Genomic DNA, 16803 nt, shown 5'->3' with positions numbered 1-16803 from the left:
AAGGATTCCCCTTGCACTCAGCGGGCTACGCGGCGCGGAAGCGGTTCTCGTGGTGCCAAGCGAGCGCGTCGCGGTCGGGCGAAAGTAGGGGGTTCTCCGGCGCGCGGATCTTGAACTCGGCGGCCTCTTTCTCGTAGAACTCGACGCCGTTCCATCCACGCGCGCGGAGTGCTGGACTCACACGCAGGCGGAGGTCGGCATCGATGCCGAGGTAGCCGCGGTCATATAGGGTATGCACGTCGGACCTGAGCAAGAGGGCATTGGACACCTGGTGGGTGCCAGTGTCGTGCGCGTAGTCGCGAATGTGCGCGGCCTCCAAGCTCGGGTACGTCTTGCTGCTCGTCACCGCGCAGCGGAAGCCGTACGCTTCGTCGACCGCGCGACGGAACCTGCCCTGCCCCATCCGTGGGCTGATGAGAACCGGCTCGCCGTACTTCGGCCCGTCCCACTCGATCGCCGTGCTCCGAAGGTCGGTGTCCCAGCTGAAGTCAACGCGAGCATTGCCTTGCATCAGTTGAAAGGCCTGCAGCACGTACTCCGAGTCGGGTTTCCGTTCTCGGCCGAGCGTCTCATAGCCCTCGATGGTGACGTTGTTGAGCGACCAGTTGGGTGGTTGCGGGAGTTCCTCACCGCGCGGTGCGAAGAACACGTTGCGGAGGATGATGCAGCCAATGATGGGGTCGGGATCGTCCGCCCACCGCTTGTTCGAACGGTATGCCCGCACGCGGTCGAGCAGCTCCTGCTCGGTGGCAACCCCGTTTCCTTGTCCCCAGATCGTCCATGCCTCGGTCACGGGCATCTCGAAGTACTCCTCGAAGAAGCCGCCGCCAACGAGCGAGTAGCCCGGGATGTCAACGTCGGGGAACGCACCGGGTCGCTTCGTCTTGAATAGAAAGGGTCCGCCTTCCTGCAGAGCCTTGAAGCCGTGTGGGGAAGGCTGCCAGAAGTTCACGTCCGTGATTGCGGCACGGTCCCGCAAGAACGCTGCCCAGCGGCTGTCAGTCACTCCGACAACGATCCGCACGTCACGATGCTAGCGTTCGCCTGCTACACCGCCCGCGCCGACCATCCCGCGCGCACGCACGCGTCCCGCTCACGCGCGATGTCCGGATGCGGATCTAATCGGCTCACCGGGGAGTCCGAGCCATGTGGTTCGATCGACCTATGACCGAGATCGACCTCAGCCGTCTTCCCACCGGCGCGCGTGGATGGTCCGCCCTGGTTGAGTGGGCTGCTGCCTCCGATGACCGTCAGGAGAGGTACTTCCTCGAGCTGAAGTCGGACATCGACCTGAACGGCAAGCGTGGTCGTCACAAAGTCGCGAAGTTCGTTCTGGGCGCCGCGAACCGCGATCCCGCTAAGGCGGCGAAGCGGTTTGGCGGACACGCCGTCATGCTTCTCGGTGTCAGCCCCGGCGCGATCTCGGGGATCGCCGCGTTCGAGGCGAAGGATCTCGAGCGCGAGGTCAGCAAGTTGACCGGTGCCGACGGACCGGGGTGGGACTTCGAGCGCATACGCGTCGACGATGAGCATGACGTGATCGCGATCATTGCAGACCCACCGACCGCGCGGATATGGCCGTGTCTGGCCGACGGCGAAGGGGTGTGCAACGGAGACATCTACCTTCGCGGGGATGGAAACACGGAGAAGGCCAAAGGGGTCGAAGTCCAATCCATGCTCACGAGACTGATGGCGTCCGGGGAGGATCCCAAGTTGCCCGAGATCACGGTCGCCATCGAAGGATCGGTAATGGGCGTCCAGTTCGATCCGAAGCGAGTCGTGAGCTGGGTCGAGGACGCGAACGACGACTATCTGCGTGGAATCGGATCAGACCGCGTAGGGGGTCCCTTCGGGCTCCTCGCATCTCAGGGCCTGATCGAGCAGCGCTCCGAGACCAACTTCCGACGTCAGATCGAACGGTGGACCACGGCTGCAATGGCGGATCCAGCATCCGGACTCCACGATCTCGCGGCGCGGATCGCCGTCGGGATCCGCGTTCGCGTGACGAACCCGGAAATGAGATCCCTCCGCGACGTCCGTGTCGACATCGAGTTCGACGAGCCGGTGCGCGCTCTCGATTGGGAGGATCCGGAACGCGACGACCGGGCCGAACTGTTTCCGGATCGCCCGCCAGAGTGGGGTCGCGACAGTCTGGCGTACATCCTGAGGGACACGCACATCGCCCCGTTCGTGCCTCGCGACACCGATGGCCTCCTCCAGATCTCGCAGATATCTCCAGCGAAGCTGTCCCTCTCGCTGAACCTCTTACGCTCCAAGGAGGCCCGGATAACGGAGGAGGACGACATCGTGCTGGTCCTCTTTGTTGAGGACGAGTCTCCCGAGCAACTGACCGCGAGATGGAAGCTCACCGCGGGCGATGTTCACGACCTTCGTGAGGGGACTCTCGTCGTTCCCTTGGCGCACTACGACTGGCGCGGGCCGCTCGCAAGCCTGCTTAGCGATGATGATGCTCAGCCGGACGAGGGCGCGGTGTAGCCAGCTGTCGCGGTCGGCTGCTCCGCGACCGCGAAGGAGACAACCATCGTCTTGAGAGGCTCGAGTCCAGCGCGAGCCGGATGCACGTGCCGGTCAAGCATGATCGACGGACGGGCGTGGCCGAGCGCTCGATAGCCAGCAAGGCCGTCCGTTTCCGACAGCGCAATCTAAGGCGGGTGCCCGTGCGCCCCCCGCACGAGCGCGCGACCGCAACCATGCAGTGGTATGCCGGCCGCGAGCCGACGTATCCGAGCGATGCCCGGTAGACCCGCCGCTTCGGCACGTCGCCCGTTTGCGGATCCGCCCTCGACTGCAGTGTCGGCAGCCGTCGATACACTCGGCTTTGATGGAAGATGACCAGGCGGCGTATCGCGCGAGGGGCGTGATCGAGAGCGTTGTTGGGAAGGCGGGTGGCCGCGGCGTCCCCGAGATCAGCCGCGCCGCGCTGCGAATGCAAGACGGGTCTCTGCTAGAGGCGCGGATGCCACGCCCGGTCGGCGATCAGACCACCTTCCGCGCTACGCCTGTCGGATTCGAGTTCATGGATCTCGGGGAGTGCCCGATCTGCCTAGCTGCGAGCCCGTCAAGCCGCGAGCATGTTCCACCGGCACTCAATCGGCGGGAACGCTGTGACACTGACTTGTGAGCGCTGCAACAACGAGTTCGGCTCGAAGCTCGAGCCACATCTCCAGGGATGGTACGAGAACTCGATCGGCAAGGCGAAGATGTCCGGAGCCGCCGCAACTGGGCGCCGTTTCGCCGGCGAGTACCTCGGTCGAGAGAACGCCGCGGGAGGCTTCATTCTCTTTCAGCAGGGAAAACGAGACAGTGCAGTCGATCAGATCCTCCAGAACGGGGGATCGTCTGAGATGATCTACCCCCAGGCAGATACGGCGAGGACCCACATTGCAGCCGTAAAGACTGCGTACCTCGCTGCGTGTGTCGCGATGCGGGTCGTGCCGAGCTCGCCACGCGCGGAGGCGCTGAGGGCGGAGCTGCTGGCCGCACGAGATGCGCCGCGATCGCAGCGACTGGAGCTCAGCCCATTGATGAAGTCGATCCGCGTCGCTCGATCGGCGGCCGAGCCTGATTCAGGCGAAATCGTGCTGATGGTCGAGCGCGGCACTGAGCGGACAAATCCACGATTCGTGCTCAGCTTCAACCGTCTCTTCGCTGTCGACTGGCCGCTGGAGCCGATCACGGGATTTCACGTCGTCGAACTGCCGGCCTGACGCGCAACTGCGCAGCGTCAGCGGGTTGGAGCGCCCCTAGCTCGAGCACGAGCACCGAAGAAGGACAGCGCCGGATGGACGGTAGGGACCACCTGCGCGGTCCGATTCGTCGCCGGAGCAACCTTCAAAGCGTTGTATTCGTCGGCCGCTGAGATCGTCAGTTTGCAAAGGAATCCCCTGGCGCCGATGCATCGTTGCCGTCATCGCCGATAACACCTGCGATGTACTCCTGGAGAGCTGGGTCGCACACGTACACGTAAGTCCCCCGAATCCCGCGCGTCAGGAGCACTCCATAGATGTTGCGAATGAACTCGAGCAGGTCGTCGTCGGAGTACGCGATCCCGCGCTGCTTGTTGTTCTCTTTGCCCTTGGCGTCACGATACGAGCTGCGGTCGATGAAAAGCCGTCGCGAGTGCGGGTCGTAGCGGAGGTCATTGCCGATGATGACGCCGGCGTAGTTGAGGTCGTAACCCTGGACGGTGTGAATTGAGCCCACCTCGTGGATGGATGCGGGACTATTGATCCAGTCCTTGGCTTGGCTATTCCACCGAAGGCTCACTCCATCCAGCTCAATATCGAACGCTTGCTTGTCGCGATTGCTCCGCCACTCCCATGCGTAGCCCGCGATCAGGCGCGCGAGGCCATGCTCGGCGTTGCGGTCAACGATCTCACGCTGCATCGCCGCGAGGTTATCGAAGAACCTCAGGTCATAGTCACCGAAGTCAGGCCGTTCGCTCGCGCTGCTCTCGCCGCGCAGGACGTCGCGCACGAACTGCACATAGTCGACGCCCGCGCGAACGCGCATCTGGGTGGACAGCGGGTACCGGCGGTGGGTCGACCTGGCCTCCTCTACGAGTGATCGGAGCATCCTCTGGGGCAGGTCAGCCGGCCGCACGGTCTGCTCGGCGTCGAGTAGAAAGATCTGGTGCCGACTCTGGGCGCGGATCCAGTCCAGCTGCGTCTTCGACGGATCGTCGGCGCCGAAGAGGTTCTCGTTGATGGTGATGAATCGCCTGTTGTTGACACCGGAAGACTGGTTCGCGCGCTGGTTCAGGCGATGGGTCTCGTCGACGATCAGGAGGTCCCACGGCTGATCAGATGCTCCGACGTCGAAGGGCGTCAGGATCTGTCCCTCCGTCACCTTTGGCGTCTTCTTGAACACCCGCTTGATCGACTCGCGGAGAGACTGCTGAGGCACAACGAACCCGATCCGAAGGTCCGCGAGCAGCGCGCGATTCTCGGGGACGAAGAACTCGGCGAACATCGAGTCTGGTTCGACTTCGTCTGCATCGCTGTGGTCGCGAATGTCCGCGAGGAGCTTCATCAGGAAGATCGCAATGATGGTCTTGCCCGTCCCGGGCTGCCCCTCGATGACGCTTGCGGACGACGCTCCAGTCTCGAGGTCGGCGAGGAGCCCTTCCACAATGTCCTCGACGGCGATTGCTTGCTCCGGCGTGAGGACTTTGAATGGCGACAGTTTGAAGAGGTCGCTGTTCTCAATCTCAGGGATGCTGCGTTGAAAGATTCCGTCTGATCGGAGCTTCTCGAAGATGTCGCGGAAGCTCTCGCGATACAGGTCGCGCTCGTAGTACCGAGCATCGATAATCCCCTCGTTGCCGTTCATCACGGTGAACTGCCCGTCGCCAGCGAGCCAACGAATGAGATGAGACTCCAAATCAAGGCACGCCGACTTGTTGAAGGTGTCGTCGATGACGACGCGCACACTCCGGAATGCGCTCTTGGCCGGGTTCGCGAGATGCTGGCGCATTCGCGCAGCGGCGTTCACCGTCTCACCGACGTAGACGGACCCACCCCCAGACGGGTTTGCACCGTCGAGCACGTAGACGACCGGCCAGTTCCTGAGACGCTCGTCGCCCGCCACCCAACCCGAGACCGCGCCAGACGTGAGGTTCAGTCGCTCGATGTCAAAGGGCGTCATACTTTGTGCTCCGTCCCCGTGCACGATCGGCCGGGTACTTCTCCCCGGTAGCGACGAGCTTCTCAAGCACGATTTCGTCGAGGTCGATCCTGAGCCGAGCAGCGAGCAGCGTGCAATAGGTCACCACGTCGGCGAGCTCGGCCCGCACCTGAGCCTCATCCGCATCGTCGCTCCACTGAAAGCACTCCAATAGCTCCCCCGCCTCGATCGCGATGCTTTTGGCGAGGTTCGCCGGCGTGTGGAACTGGGCCCAGTCACGCTCTCGGACGAACTCCTCCAGCGCCTTCCGAACCCGTTCACTCGTCACGGTTGCGACCGTATCAGGACACGCGCCTCGGCCTCCCCCGAAGGTCAATTCGCCCATCGCAGACAGCCTGCTCGACTAGCGTGTGAATTAAACAAGCAGGCGGTGGGAGGAGCAGGATGGCGGGATCCCCCGAATTGCAGGCTGGACTCTATGAGACGCTCGTCACCTCGAGCCTGCAGGGACGCCTCCACTCTCTGGATGGGCTTCTACCAACGGTTGAGCCTGTCGACGAAGCAGATCAGCCTCACGTGCTCGCGCGACTGATTTACGAGCAGACCGTTCGGCAGCTCTCATCTATTTCAGGAGAAGGCGAACGCCTCGATCTCGTGAACCGGCTACTGAAAGAGCTAGCTTCGTCTCCCGACCTTGTGGTGGCTCCGGCGCGCCAACTCCAGCGACTCTCGCCGCCCGCTGGTCCGGGAATCTCGACGTACGACAACGTCCGTCCGACTACGCCCCTCAGTGAGGCCGCGCTGCTCACGAACACCCGGGGCGAGCCGAACCTGAATGCCGAGCTGAAATCGGAGATCGACACGGCAGACCAGGTAGACCTCCTGTGTGCTTTCGTGAAGTGGCACGGGGTTCGACTCCTGGAGGCGGAGCTCGCTCGACTCCGGCGCCGGGGCGCCGCCTTCCGAATCATCACGACGACCTACATGGGGGCTACGGAGCGTGCCGCTATCGATCGCCTGGCGCGTGAGTTCGGCGCGCAGGTTCGGGTGCAGTACGACGCGATGCGCACCCGTCTGCACGCAAAGGCTTGGCTCTTTCAGCGCCGCAGCGGGTTCAACACCGCGTACGTGGGCTCGTCGAATCTCTCGAAGGCTGCGCTGCTCGACGGAGTGGAGTGGAATGTCCGGCTGTCCGGCGTGGGTACGCCGGCGCTGCTGGAGAAGTTCCAGGCCACGTTCGAGACCTACTGGAACGACGCGAGCTACGAGGTGTACGACCCAGATCGCGATCGGGACCGACTCGACGATGCGCTCGCGGAGGCGTCCGGGACGCGGCGCCACGACCGGATGACGGTGTCACTGTCGGGCCTGGACGTTCGCCCGTATCCCTACCAGTTGGAGATGCTTGACGCACTGGATGCAGAGCGCGAGGTGCACGGCCGCCACCGAAATCTCGTGGTTGCGGCGACGGGCACCGGCAAGACAGTTCTGGCGGCATTCGACTACCAGCGGCTCGGCGGCCCGGAGCGCTCACTTCTATTTGTTGCCCACCGAAAGGAGATTCTCACACAGGCTTCTCGGACGTACCGCGAGGTGCTGGGCGACGAGAACTTCGGCGAGAGTTACGTCGCAGGTAGCCGGCCAGAGCGATGGGAACATGTCTTCGCGAGCGTTCAATCACTCACCTCCTACGGGGTTGAGAACATTCCTGCCCACGCCTTTGACGTCGTCGTGATTGACGAGTTTCATCACGCCAGCTCAGCAACGTACCGGAAGCTTCTAGACCATCTCGCGCCAAAGGAGCTGCTCGGCCTCACTGCGACCCCGGAGCGCGCCGACGGCAATGACATCTTGGGCTATTTCGATGGACGCGTGGCAGCGGAGCTGCGGTTGTGGGATGCCCTGGGCCAGGAGCTTCTGTCGCCCTTCCACTACTTCGCTATCGCAGACGGCACAGACTTGTCGAGGATCGCGTGGGTGCGCGGCGGCTACGACGCCACGCAGCTCTCGAAGCTCTTCACGGGAAACGACGCCCGCGCGCGGATCGTGGTCAACGAGCTCTTGGACAAAGTGATTGACCCGCTCGGCATGCGTGCACTCGGCTTCTGCGTGGACATCTCACACGCGGAGTACATGGCACGAGTGTTCAATGAGGCGGGGATCCCTGCCTTGATGATCAGCGGTGACGGGCGCTCACAGGCGCCGCGCGACGAAGCGCTTCGCCGGCTCCGCAGTCGGGAAGTCAACGTCATCTTCTCGGCGCAGCTGTTCAATGAGGGACTTGACGTGCCTTATGTGGACACTGTGCTCTTCCTGCGTCCTACCGAGAGTGCGACCATCTTCCTTCAGCAGCTGGGTCGGGGCCTGCGCCGCACTGCAGACAAGGCCGTGCTTACGGCTCTCGATTTCGTAGGTCATCAGAGCACGCAGTTTCGTTGGGACATGAAGCTGCGTGCCCTCACCGGGCTGACACGTCAGGCAGTAGCCCGCCAGGTCCAACACGGTTTCCCGTTCCTGCCGTCCGGGTCACAAATCGTGCTCGACCGACAGTCGCAACGTCTCATCCTCGAAAACTTGAAGGGGCAGGTCGCCAATCGATGGCATCAGCTCGCCACCGAGCTGCGCTCGTATGGGGACATGACGCTGGAGGAGTTCCTGAGCGAGGCCGGAGTCGAGCTCGCCGATGTGCTCAAGAGAGGGCAACGGGGCCGTTCGTGGACGCAACTTCGAAGAGATGCTGGGCTTCCAACTTCCGGCGGGGCGGAACGCGAAACTGACCTGCTGAAGCGCGTTCGCGCGTTGGTCCACGTCGACGATGGCGAGCGAGCGCGGGAGTATCGGAATCTATTGACGGACGATTCGCCAGAGTACGCGGAGCTGTCTGCACGAAGCCGTCTCTTCGCCGACATGCTCTTCTTTTCGCTCTGGCCTGATGGCGGCGGATTCTCCTCCATCGAAGACGGACTGCGATCCCTCAAAGCAGAGCGAGCAGTACGCGAGGAACTGGACGCGGTGATTGAGATCGGATTCGACTCCGCGCGACACATTCCGGCCGCGATGCCCGGCAGGCTCTCGTGGACACCGCTCCAAGTACACGCTCGGTACCAACGTGAGGAGGCTCTCGCGGCGCTTCGCTACGCCAGCATGCAACGGCGGCCGAACTCGTTCCGAGAAGGCGTCCTGTTTGTAGCCCCCGAGAATGTCGACGCGTTCTTCGTCACGCTCAAGAAGTCGGCTGCAGCGTTCTCGCCCACCACCATGTACCGCGACTATCCGATCAGCCACGACCTTTTCCACTGGGAGAGTCAGTCGGGAACCACCATCGCTTCCCCGACCGGCCAGCGGTACCTGTCGGGATCGAGCGACGTTCTTCTGTTCGTTCGTGAGCACAAGGAGGACGAGTTCGGAACCGCGCCTTATCTGCTCCTGGGAACTGCGAAGTTCGTTCAGCACGTTGGCGAGCGACCAATTGCGATCACTTGGCGGCTCGATCGATCCATGCCTTCGGACTTCTTTCAGAGAGCATCGGTGGCGGCGCAATGAGTGTGGTCGTCGGTGCGGTGATCGTTCGCGATGGGCGGGTGCTGGCGGCACGTCGAACTCGACCAGTCGACCTCGCGGGCCAGTGGGAGTTCCCGGGTGGCAAGGTTGAGGAAGGCGAGAATCTTGAAGAAGCCCTGGCACGGGAGCTGAAGGAGGAGCTGAACTCGACCATCAGCGTCATGGGCGAAGTTGTGGACGGCGGCGCGCCGTGGCGCATTAGCGATAAGCACGTTCTGCGGCTGTTTCTTGCCACAGTGGTCACGGGTGAACCTACTGCCGGAGAAGACCATGACCAGCTCCGCTGGCTGCTGCCGAGCGACCTTGGGGAGGTGGCATGGCTGCCTTCAGATCAGCTCGCGCTACCCGCGGTGAGGAGGGCGGTCGGGTCACAAGCGACCCACTAGCCCCAAGTCGTCAAGCGCGCCTCCGAGTGGCCATCATGCGCAGCGCGCTGGCCCGGGCTGCAGATTCCTAACTGCCAGCGCACTCCCGATCAATAGTCTTCCGTCGACGATCAGCAACCCAGCGATCGGGCGCGGCGCAGTGCGCGTCGTCGAACGGCTGCTAAGTGACGCGCGCCAGCGCGGAGTCTGCAAGGAGTGAGCGGCGAGAACGGAGATGCGACCGATCGCTACACTCTCGGCGTCGGAGGAAGGCGCCCCTTCTCAACGCCAGTCGACGACGTTCTCCACCACGTATCCACATCCCTCGTCGGCCGCGTTGACGGCATCCGACCAGTGTCGGACACTGGTCAAGACGACCGTCGAGCCGGCATGAGCGGAGGTCGAGATGGGCAGCGTAACCCCGTACGAAACGGTGAAGGGTCGCCGCTACCGCGTGCGCTATCGGAAGCCGGATCGCAAAGAAGCGGAGAAGCGCGGGTTCAAGACGATCCGCGAAGCGGAGCTCTACCTCGCAATGATCACGGTGTCGAAGGCCAAGGGCGAGTACATCGACCCGGTGGCGTCGAGGGTTCCCGTCCGGATGTTTGCCGACAGCTGGTTGCGAGCCAAGCGGCCGCCGATGGCGAAACCCTCGTACTACATGACGCTCGAGCGAGCATGGGAGAACCATGTCGCTCCGGTGTGGGCCGACAGAGAGATCTCGTCCATTCGGCGCTCAGAAGTCCAGGATTGGGTGTCAGACCTGGCATCGCAGAAATCGCGCACGGTGGTCCTCCGCGCCCTGGGCGTGCTCGCCGGAATCCTCGACGTCGCGATCGACGATCGTCGTCTCGCGAGCAACCCGGCGCGACATGTGCGCAGCCTCCCCCGGAAGGGTCCGGGCAAGCGTCGCGTCTATCTCACGCACGACCAAGTGGCGACGCTCGCGGCATGTTCGGCGTATCCGACTCTCGTTTTGACACTGGCATACACGGGCCTGCGCTGGGGTGAGGCGACCGGGTTGCGAGTGCGTAGTGTGAACCGTTTGCGTAAACGCTTCGTCATCGAGGAGAACGCCGTGATGATCGCCTACGAGATCCACGTCGGCACTCCCAAGACGCATGAGAAGCGCTCCGTCCCCTACCCCGACCGACTCGCGCCGATGATCGAACAGGCGTGCGCCGGCAAAGGCCCCGAGGGGCTGCTGTTCGGCGACGGGGTGAATCACATGCGCAACTCGGGCAGCCAAGGATGGTTCGCGAACGCAGTGAGGCGTGCGCAAGCGTTCGACCCATCCATCCCCCGGGTGACCCCTCACGACCTCCGCCACACCGCCGCGTCGCTCGCGATCAGCTCGGGCGCCAACGTGAAGGCCGTGCAGCGGATGCTCGGGCACGCGTCCGCCGCGATGACGCTCGACACCTACGCCGACCTGTTTGAGGATGACCTGGACGAGGTGGCGACGCGACTCAACGCGGCCATGCCGCTCGTGGCGCTGCCGTCGGGTCCGCAGACCCGCTACCCGCGACCGCAGTAAGTCAGAGAGCAGATTGCTCAGTTTTCGACGAGGCACATCTCGTCCGAAATGTTCAATTTTGGTGTCCACGGCCGTCGAACGAAAGCCATTGAAGACGGCCGTCGCTGCCCTCAGAGTTCTCAGAATGCGGGCAAAAAGCGGGCAGATACGCCATCTGTGTGGTCTGACCTCAGAAGAAATACCTGGTCAGAGGCAAAAAGAGACGGTGCCCCTGGAGGGACTCGAACCCCCAACCGTTTCCTTAGGACGGAACTGCTCTTCCATTGAGCTACAGAGGCTGGCAGCATCCAGCTTACCGACGCCCTGGCGCGATCGACTTCACCGAACCAGCCGCGTGCCCACCCGCACGAGGTTGTTGTCGGGGTCGGCGAACGAGAACTCGCGCGTCCCCCACGGTTCATCCCTCACCGGCCGGATGCGGGCCAGCGACTCGCCGCGCCGCCAGCGCTTGACGAGCGCGGCGTGATCGAGCCGCAGATCCTCGATCCCGAGCATCGCGTGCACGGCATCCGGGTCGTCGACGTAGAGGTACACCATCCCCGCGTTCACGAACGGGTCGAAGCCGGGCGACTCCGAGAGATGGAATCGCGTGCCGCCGGACTCGACGAATGCGTAGGCGCCGGCATCCGACTCGTCGACGTCGAAGCCGATCCCCCGGTAGAACGCCACCGCTCGCGCGAGATCGGCAACGGGAAGGATGGCGGCCGCCGAACCTGACCAGAGCTCGTTCATCACAACAACGTACTCACGCGACGAGCACACCGGCCAGGGGTGAGCGCCCCTATCGCCGGGTCACGCGGCCCGCGTCGACCCAGAACGTTGCGGCGCAATCAGCACCATTGCCGGATACGTCACCACTGCGAGCGCAACGTGCATGACCGCGAGCACCAGCACCGCCTCAGCGTCGTCTCCGCGCACGAGAAGCCACAGGTCGGGAACGAACGACCCCACCGTCACGATCACCGCGAGCCAGAAATACAGCCGCGCCGCCCGCGTCGTCACCATCGTCACGAGCGGCCACGCCGCGCACGCGATCAGCACACCGATCGTGGTCAGCTTCGCGTAGTCGGCGAAGCCGTAGTGCTCGTACCCGGCCGTACGCGGGAAGACGATCGGCCCGAGCCACGCGAGCACCGCACACGCGGCGATCGACCCGACGAGTGCGACCACAGTGGCCACGATCGTTCTCCCGACGGCCGGCTGCCTGCGTCCCATCGGAAAGTCGAGGCCGAACGCCCGCCACAGGCGCGGCATCCATCCGGTCGTCGCGATGCTTTCGTTCACAGGGTTCCTTCCGCCCGTGGCGCTCGGGCGCGCCGCGGATCACACTATGAATCGCCCTCCAAGAAAGCTCTGATCTTTCGCCGCCCCCTTCGAACCACAATCTTCGAACCGCAGACCCGACGTATCAGCGGCACCCCCACACCGCTCCTCCGATTCGACCCCCGCCACCACCTGCGAAGGACGCATCGATGCCCGTCTACACCTCCCCGTACATCCGCGACGAGATCATCGTCACGAAAGAGATCGAAGACATCTGCCGCACCTACGCCGGCGATGGCCCGGTGTTCCTGCTCGCCCGCAAAGTCACCCTCGCAAAGGAACTGCGCATCACCGAGCGCCCGCTCGTGATCGTCACCGACCTGTTCGACGGCGCGGGCTTCACGATCTACGCACGGGGGAAGGATGCCAGGGCCTCCGGCACAAACGGACTCGACGGCGTACCCCTGCCCATGTCGCAGATGTATTCGCACGACGGTCGTCCGCTCGCTCCGGGCAGCGACGGGCAGAGCGGTACCGCGGGCTCGCCCGGCGACGACGGCGGCAGCGTCACGATCTACGCCCGGCGCACGGTCAACGCGCAGATCTCGGTCGCCGGCGGCAACGCCACGAGCGGCGGCCGCGGCGGCAACGGCACGGCCGGCGGCAACGGCTCGTACACGGCCGAGCACACCGAGCAGCGCGACCTCACGCCGAACGACCCGTTCGACTTCGAGTACGAAGACGTGCTCGTGCCCGAGATGACGATCGACGGCACCCCCGGTGGCAACGGCGGGTACGGCGCTCCCGGCGGCTCGGGCGGCAACGGTGGCACGATCGTCTTCACCTCGATCACCGACGACACCGAGCCGGTCTTCACGACCGCGCCCGGTGCTCCGGGGGGAGGCGGCGCGGGAGGTGCCGCGGGCGCCGACGGTGCCTACAGCCCGAGCGCAGCATCCCCCGGCCAAGACGGAGCCCCCGGCAACTGGGGGGCCGAGGGCTCCGTCACCCGATCGACGGTGTCGGAAGACGACTTCATCGCGGGCCTGCGCCCCCTGCTCGATTCGACCGGGTCGTCGTGGGCCAACTACTGGGCACCGTTCCGCATCGCGATGGGCGAGTACTACTACCACCGGTACAACCCGAGCTCCGAAGACCCGACGGAGAACGGAGAGCTCGCCGCGACCGAGATCGCCCGCGGGCTCGAGCTGCAGCCCGACAACGGGTTCGGGCTGCGTCTGCAGGCTCAGCTCGTCGGAGTTTCGCAGGATGTCGCGGGCCAGCGCATCTGGGTCGGCGGTGGCACGAACGTGCTCGGCCTCTCCCCCGAGCTCGACATCTGGCCCGACTTCGACACGTATATCCAGGCGTACCAGGGGTTCAGCACCCTCGCGACGGGCTTCCTGCTGCACGGCATCGACACGATCTTCTCCAGCGGCACCACCGCTGACCTCGCTGCACTCGTCGTGTCGCAGCAGCAGGCCGCCGATGCCGCACGGCGCAATTTCGACAATGACGCCGAGCTGGCAGCATCCGAGAAGAGCATCGCCACCGACGAAGCGAGCCTCGTGCAGCAGCAGCTCGACGAGGCGAGCGCCGACCTGCAGGCCGCGATGGCGAAGATGAAAGAGACGTCGTTCGGTTTCGGAGACCTGATCGGCACGGTCGCCTCGGTCGCGGGCGCCGTCGTCGGCGTGATCGCCGCCATCCCCACCGGCGGAGCCAGCCTCGTCGCCCTCGTGCCCGCCATGGTGAGCCTGGTCGACACCGTCACCGCACAGGCCGAACCGCTCGCCAAGGCGCTGCTCGCCGGAACGAAGGCCGACACGAAGGCGGTCGAAGACGCCTACAAGAAGGTCGGCAAGCAAGCGGATGCTGTCATCGCAGCCGGAAAGACCATCGTCAACTTCATCGGGGTCGTGGAGAAGCTCACCGCGTCTTCGACGCCCGACAACTCGGAGCAGGTCGCCCTCGTGCGCCGCGGCGCCGAGCTCGCGCACCAGCTCCTCATCGCCAACAACCGCGTCGCGCTCGCGCAGCAGCGCATCGACGCCGCGCAGGCGCGGTCGGCGCGGGCGGCCGAACTGGCCAGCCAGGCCGGAACGCTCGCCGACAAGCTCCAGGTCGACGCCGAGTCGGTGCGGCAGGCGGGGCTCCTCGCGATCAGCATCGCGCAGTCGAGCGCCGAGGCCCTCAACAGCATGGCGTTCCGCGCCGCGCGGTCGGTCGAGATCCTCACGCTGCAGCCGCAGGCGGGCAACATCGCGCTCGATGCCGGCGTCTTGAGCGCCGAGACGTGGCTCAAGTACCAGGAGCACGATCTCTCCGACATCGACCTCGCGACCGCCCTGACCGCGTCGTGGGGGCAGATGATGAAGCCGCTCAGCATCCAGCAGGACTACCTCGCGTACTTCCAGCGCGACCACGACCAAGACGTTCTGAGCCGCATCTTCGAGCCCGGCGACCGCGAGTTCGAGCAGCTGCGCGCGACGGGTCGCTTCGACTTCTTCGTGGATGCCGCGAAGATCCCCGCCGGCCGGGCCGACGCGAAGATCCGCAGCGTGCGGCTCGCCCTCGTCGGCGCCGCACACCCGTCCGGCGCGATCTCGTGCGAGATCCGCCACGGCGGAAGGTACGAGCAGCGTCGTGCCGACGGCACGATCGACGTGCAGCTACTGCAGGCGCGGACGAGCACGCGACGCGCGGTGCTCACGCCGCTGTCGCCGGAGGAGCCCGACTCGGTCGACCTTCCGCTCACCGCCCCGCTCTCGCTCGCCTTCTGGGGTCGCGGCGTCGGCGGCGACTGGAGCGTCTCGGTGGTCGGCGCGCGTGAAAACGCCGGGCTGGATTTGTCGGGCCTCAGCCAGATCCAGGTAGAAATCAGGTATCAGTTCCTGCGCTGATCGGTCTTCTTCCCGGGCGTTTGACGGTTCCGAGAGGACAACCCCGGCACGGTCGCATGTAGTGCTGTGCGTCGTGAGCACGGCGCGCCATGATGGGGCGATGGCCACCCGCTCGTTCGAACTGACGACCATCGTCTCGGCGCCGCCGGCAGGGGTCATCGACTTCCTCGCCGACCTCTCGGCGCACCGCGGGATGCACCCCTATCTGCAATCGGCGCAGGTCGTCGCGCGCGGCACGGCGGCCGACGGCGAATGGGCGGAATGGGCCGTGGTCGAGCGCCCGCGCCTCGGGCCGTTGCGGTACACGATCCGCTTCCCCGCCCGGATGACCCGTGTGTCGCCCGACTCGCTCGAGGGGCGCGTCAGGGCCGCCCCCGGCTGCTACCTGCGCACCACGACGACCGCGCGAGCGACGGATGTCGGAACCGTCGTCGGCGAGGTCACCGAAGTCGAGGCGCCTCTGCCGCTTGTGGCCTATATGGCACGGCACGCGCGCCTCGCCCACGAGCGCACGTTCTCGATGCTGAACGCGGAGCTCGCGCGGCGGTCTTGACGCCCCTGTGGATAACTTTCACGGCGTACCGTAGCAATAGTTACGGTGGTGCCATGAAGTCACCACTCCCCTTTCTCGCCGTCGCCCTGCTGGCGGTGATGATCAGCGGATGCTCAGGCCAGCCCGAGCCCGTCACTGCCACGCCCGCGTTCGTCAGCGAAGAAGAAGCGTTCGCCGCCGCCGAGCAGACCTACCGCAACTACGTCGACGCGCTCAACAAGGTCGATCTGAGCGATCCGCACACCTTCAGGGCTGTTTTTGACTGGACTACGGGTGACGCGAACGCTTCAGCCCGCGAATCGTTCAGCCAGATGTACGCAGACAAGTGGAAGATGTCTGGTCACTCTGTGGTCACGCTCATCGAGCATTCGACGACGCAGGCAACACCGAGCACCGATATCAGTATTGCCGTGTGCTTGGACGTTTCTGCAATTACCGGGGTCGACAAGAACGGCAATTCGGTCGTCAGCCCTGATCGACGACCGGTGCAGTCGATGCAGGTAACGCTCAAGCCTGCGGCCTCGCCTACAGGACTGTTGCTATCGACCATTGATGGCAGAGAAGGGGCGCCGCTATGCGCAGGAAGCTAGTCGCGGTAGTGGCTATGGCCGGTCTTGCAGCACTCATGCTTCCGACGGCGGCACACGCTGCGGAAGGCTGCCAGTCAAACGGATATTTCAACAACTGTGATGTCGTGAACGATGGGTCGAGCGTCGATATCGGTGGTTCGGTCACGCACCCCCGGCAGCGGCAACAACGACTCCCCACGAGATCAGGGCACCGCGCCCGCCCCGGCACAGACCACCCCCGGCGTCGCGCCCGATGACCCCTGCCACCGGATCAACCGCTGCAACATGGACTACGAAGTCGGACTCATCCGCGAAATCACCCTCGCCGACCTCGTCTCCTTCACCCCCACCCCACCCACCCTCACCAACGAACCCGCCGGATACGGCATCACCAAACGACCCACCA

At 64.7% G+C, this 16803-nt stretch carries 14 protein-coding genes and 1 tRNA gene; 9 read left to right on the top strand and 6 right to left on the bottom strand.

What is annotated here, in order from left to right; translation table 11 throughout:
- Positions 1 to 25 precede the first annotated feature (25 nt).
- A complete protein-coding gene (locus tag F6B43_RS19955; RefSeq protein ID WP_150450243.1) occupies positions 26 to 1024 on the bottom strand; it encodes an HNH endonuclease in 999 nt (332 codons plus the stop codon).
- 140 nt (positions 1025 to 1164) lie between these two features.
- Here F6B43_RS19955 and F6B43_RS17190 point away from each other — a divergent pair, with 140 nt between their 5' ends.
- Both F6B43_RS17190 and F6B43_RS17185 read left to right on the top strand, forming a co-directional pair.
- On the top strand, positions 1165 to 2496 hold the full coding sequence (locus F6B43_RS17190) for a hypothetical protein (protein ID WP_150450242.1): 1332 nt from the start codon (positions 1165 to 1167) through the stop codon (positions 2494 to 2496).
- 596 nt (positions 2497 to 3092) lie between these two features.
- Positions 3093 to 3728 (top strand): hypothetical protein, encoded by a 636-nt coding sequence (locus F6B43_RS17185; protein WP_150450241.1) that lies wholly within the window; start codon positions 3093 to 3095, stop codon positions 3726 to 3728.
- A gap of 157 nt (positions 3729 to 3885) precedes the next feature.
- Here the strand turns inward: F6B43_RS17185 and F6B43_RS17180 are convergent, their stop codons facing one another.
- Both F6B43_RS17180 and F6B43_RS17175 read right to left on the bottom strand, forming a co-directional pair.
- Positions 3886 to 5667 (bottom strand): DUF2075 domain-containing protein, encoded by a 1782-nt coding sequence (locus F6B43_RS17180; RefSeq protein ID WP_150450240.1) that lies wholly within the window; start codon positions 5665 to 5667, stop codon positions 3886 to 3888.
- Positions 5654 to 5974, bottom strand: a complete 321-nt coding sequence (locus tag F6B43_RS17175; RefSeq protein WP_150450239.1) for a nucleotide pyrophosphohydrolase — start codon at positions 5972 to 5974, stop codon at positions 5654 to 5656. The genes F6B43_RS17180 and F6B43_RS17175 overlap by 14 nt, the downstream gene beginning before the upstream one ends.
- Positions 5975 to 6090: 116 nt before the next feature.
- On the opposite strand from F6B43_RS17175, the gene F6B43_RS17170 reads away from it, so the two are divergent.
- From F6B43_RS17170 to F6B43_RS17160, 3 genes are all read left to right on the top strand, one after another.
- Complete coding sequence (locus F6B43_RS17170) at positions 6091 to 9189, top strand: DEAD/DEAH box helicase (protein WP_150450238.1); 3099 nt, start codon at positions 6091 to 6093, stop codon at positions 9187 to 9189.
- A complete protein-coding gene (locus F6B43_RS17165; protein WP_150450237.1) occupies positions 9186 to 9593 on the top strand; it encodes a (deoxy)nucleoside triphosphate pyrophosphohydrolase in 408 nt (135 codons plus the stop codon). The genes F6B43_RS17170 and F6B43_RS17165 overlap by 4 nt, the downstream gene beginning before the upstream one ends.
- 385 nt (positions 9594 to 9978) lie before the next feature.
- Positions 9979 to 11109 carry a tyrosine-type recombinase/integrase gene (locus F6B43_RS17160; protein WP_150450236.1) on the top strand — a complete coding sequence of 377 codons (1131 nt, stop codon included), beginning with the start codon at positions 9979 to 9981 and terminating at the stop codon, positions 11107 to 11109.
- A 206-nt stretch (positions 11110 to 11315) separates the two neighbouring features.
- On the opposite strand, the gene F6B43_RS17155 is transcribed toward F6B43_RS17160, so the two are convergent.
- The 3 genes from F6B43_RS17155 to F6B43_RS17145 all read right to left on the bottom strand — a co-directional run bounded on the left by F6B43_RS17155 (position 11316) and on the right by F6B43_RS17145 (position 12393).
- A tRNA-Arg gene (locus F6B43_RS17155) sits at positions 11316 to 11387 on the bottom strand.
- Positions 11388 to 11427: 40 nt separating this feature from the next.
- Entirely contained in the window at positions 11428 to 11841 is a 414-nt protein-coding gene (locus F6B43_RS17150; RefSeq protein WP_150450235.1) for a bleomycin resistance protein, read from the bottom strand.
- Positions 11842 to 11901: 60 nt separating this feature from the next.
- Positions 11902 to 12393, bottom strand: a complete 492-nt coding sequence (locus tag F6B43_RS17145) for a DUF6069 family protein (RefSeq protein ID WP_150450234.1) — start codon at positions 12391 to 12393, stop codon at positions 11902 to 11904.
- A 188-nt stretch (positions 12394 to 12581) separates the two neighbouring features.
- Here F6B43_RS17145 and F6B43_RS17140 point away from each other — a divergent pair, with 188 nt between their 5' ends.
- From F6B43_RS17140 to F6B43_RS17125, 4 genes are all read left to right on the top strand, one after another.
- Positions 12582 to 15275 carry a hypothetical protein gene (locus F6B43_RS17140; RefSeq protein ID WP_150450233.1) on the top strand — a complete coding sequence of 898 codons (2694 nt, stop codon included), beginning with the start codon at positions 12582 to 12584 and terminating at the stop codon, positions 15273 to 15275.
- Between the two features lie 100 nt (positions 15276 to 15375).
- The gene (locus F6B43_RS17135; protein ID WP_150450232.1) at positions 15376 to 15828 is read left to right on the top strand and encodes a hypothetical protein; all 453 of its coding nucleotides are present in this window, start codon (positions 15376 to 15378) and stop codon (positions 15826 to 15828) included.
- A gap of 53 nt (positions 15829 to 15881) precedes the next feature.
- Positions 15882 to 16418 (top strand): hypothetical protein, encoded by a 537-nt coding sequence (locus tag F6B43_RS17130; protein ID WP_150450231.1) that lies wholly within the window; start codon positions 15882 to 15884, stop codon positions 16416 to 16418.
- Positions 16419 to 16550: 132 nt separating this feature from the next.
- The coding region (locus F6B43_RS17125) for a hypothetical protein (RefSeq protein WP_150450230.1) at positions 16551 to 16803 on the top strand (253 nt) is incomplete at its 3' end.

The organism is Microbacterium rhizomatis (genome assembly GCF_008710745.1).
Taxonomy (GTDB): Bacteria; Actinomycetota; Actinomycetes; order Actinomycetales; family Microbacteriaceae; genus Microbacterium; species Microbacterium rhizomatis.
Note: the sequence above shows the minus strand (reverse complement) of the source record. Positions and strands in the feature narration are given on the sequence as shown.

Excerpts from the sequence above, each read along its gene's own strand:
- F6B43_RS17185 (WP_150450241.1), top strand. The coding sequence starts at position 3,093 with ATGTTCCACCGGCACTCAATCGGCGGGAACGCTGTGACACTGACTTGT.
- F6B43_RS17190 (WP_150450242.1), top strand. The coding sequence starts at position 1,165 with ATGACCGAGATCGACCTCAGCCGTCTTCCCACCGGCGCGCGTGGATGG.
- F6B43_RS17140 (WP_150450233.1), top strand. The coding sequence starts at position 12,582 with ATGCCCGTCTACACCTCCCCGTACATCCGCGACGAGATCATCGTCACG.
- F6B43_RS17130 (WP_150450231.1), top strand. The coding sequence starts at position 15,882 with ATGAAGTCACCACTCCCCTTTCTCGCCGTCGCCCTGCTGGCGGTGATG.
- F6B43_RS17165 (WP_150450237.1), top strand. The coding sequence starts at position 9,186 with ATGAGTGTGGTCGTCGGTGCGGTGATCGTTCGCGATGGGCGGGTGCTG.
- F6B43_RS17180 (WP_150450240.1), bottom strand. The coding sequence starts at position 5,667 with ATGACGCCCTTTGACATCGAGCGACTGAACCTCACGTCTGGCGCGGTC.
- F6B43_RS17150 (WP_150450235.1), bottom strand. The coding sequence starts at position 11,841 with ATGAACGAGCTCTGGTCAGGTTCGGCGGCCGCCATCCTTCCCGTTGCC.
- F6B43_RS17160 (WP_150450236.1), top strand. The coding sequence starts at position 9,979 with ATGGGCAGCGTAACCCCGTACGAAACGGTGAAGGGTCGCCGCTACCGC.
- F6B43_RS17170 (WP_150450238.1), top strand. The coding sequence starts at position 6,091 with ATGGCGGGATCCCCCGAATTGCAGGCTGGACTCTATGAGACGCTCGTC.
- F6B43_RS17135 (WP_150450232.1), top strand. The coding sequence starts at position 15,376 with ATGGCCACCCGCTCGTTCGAACTGACGACCATCGTCTCGGCGCCGCCG.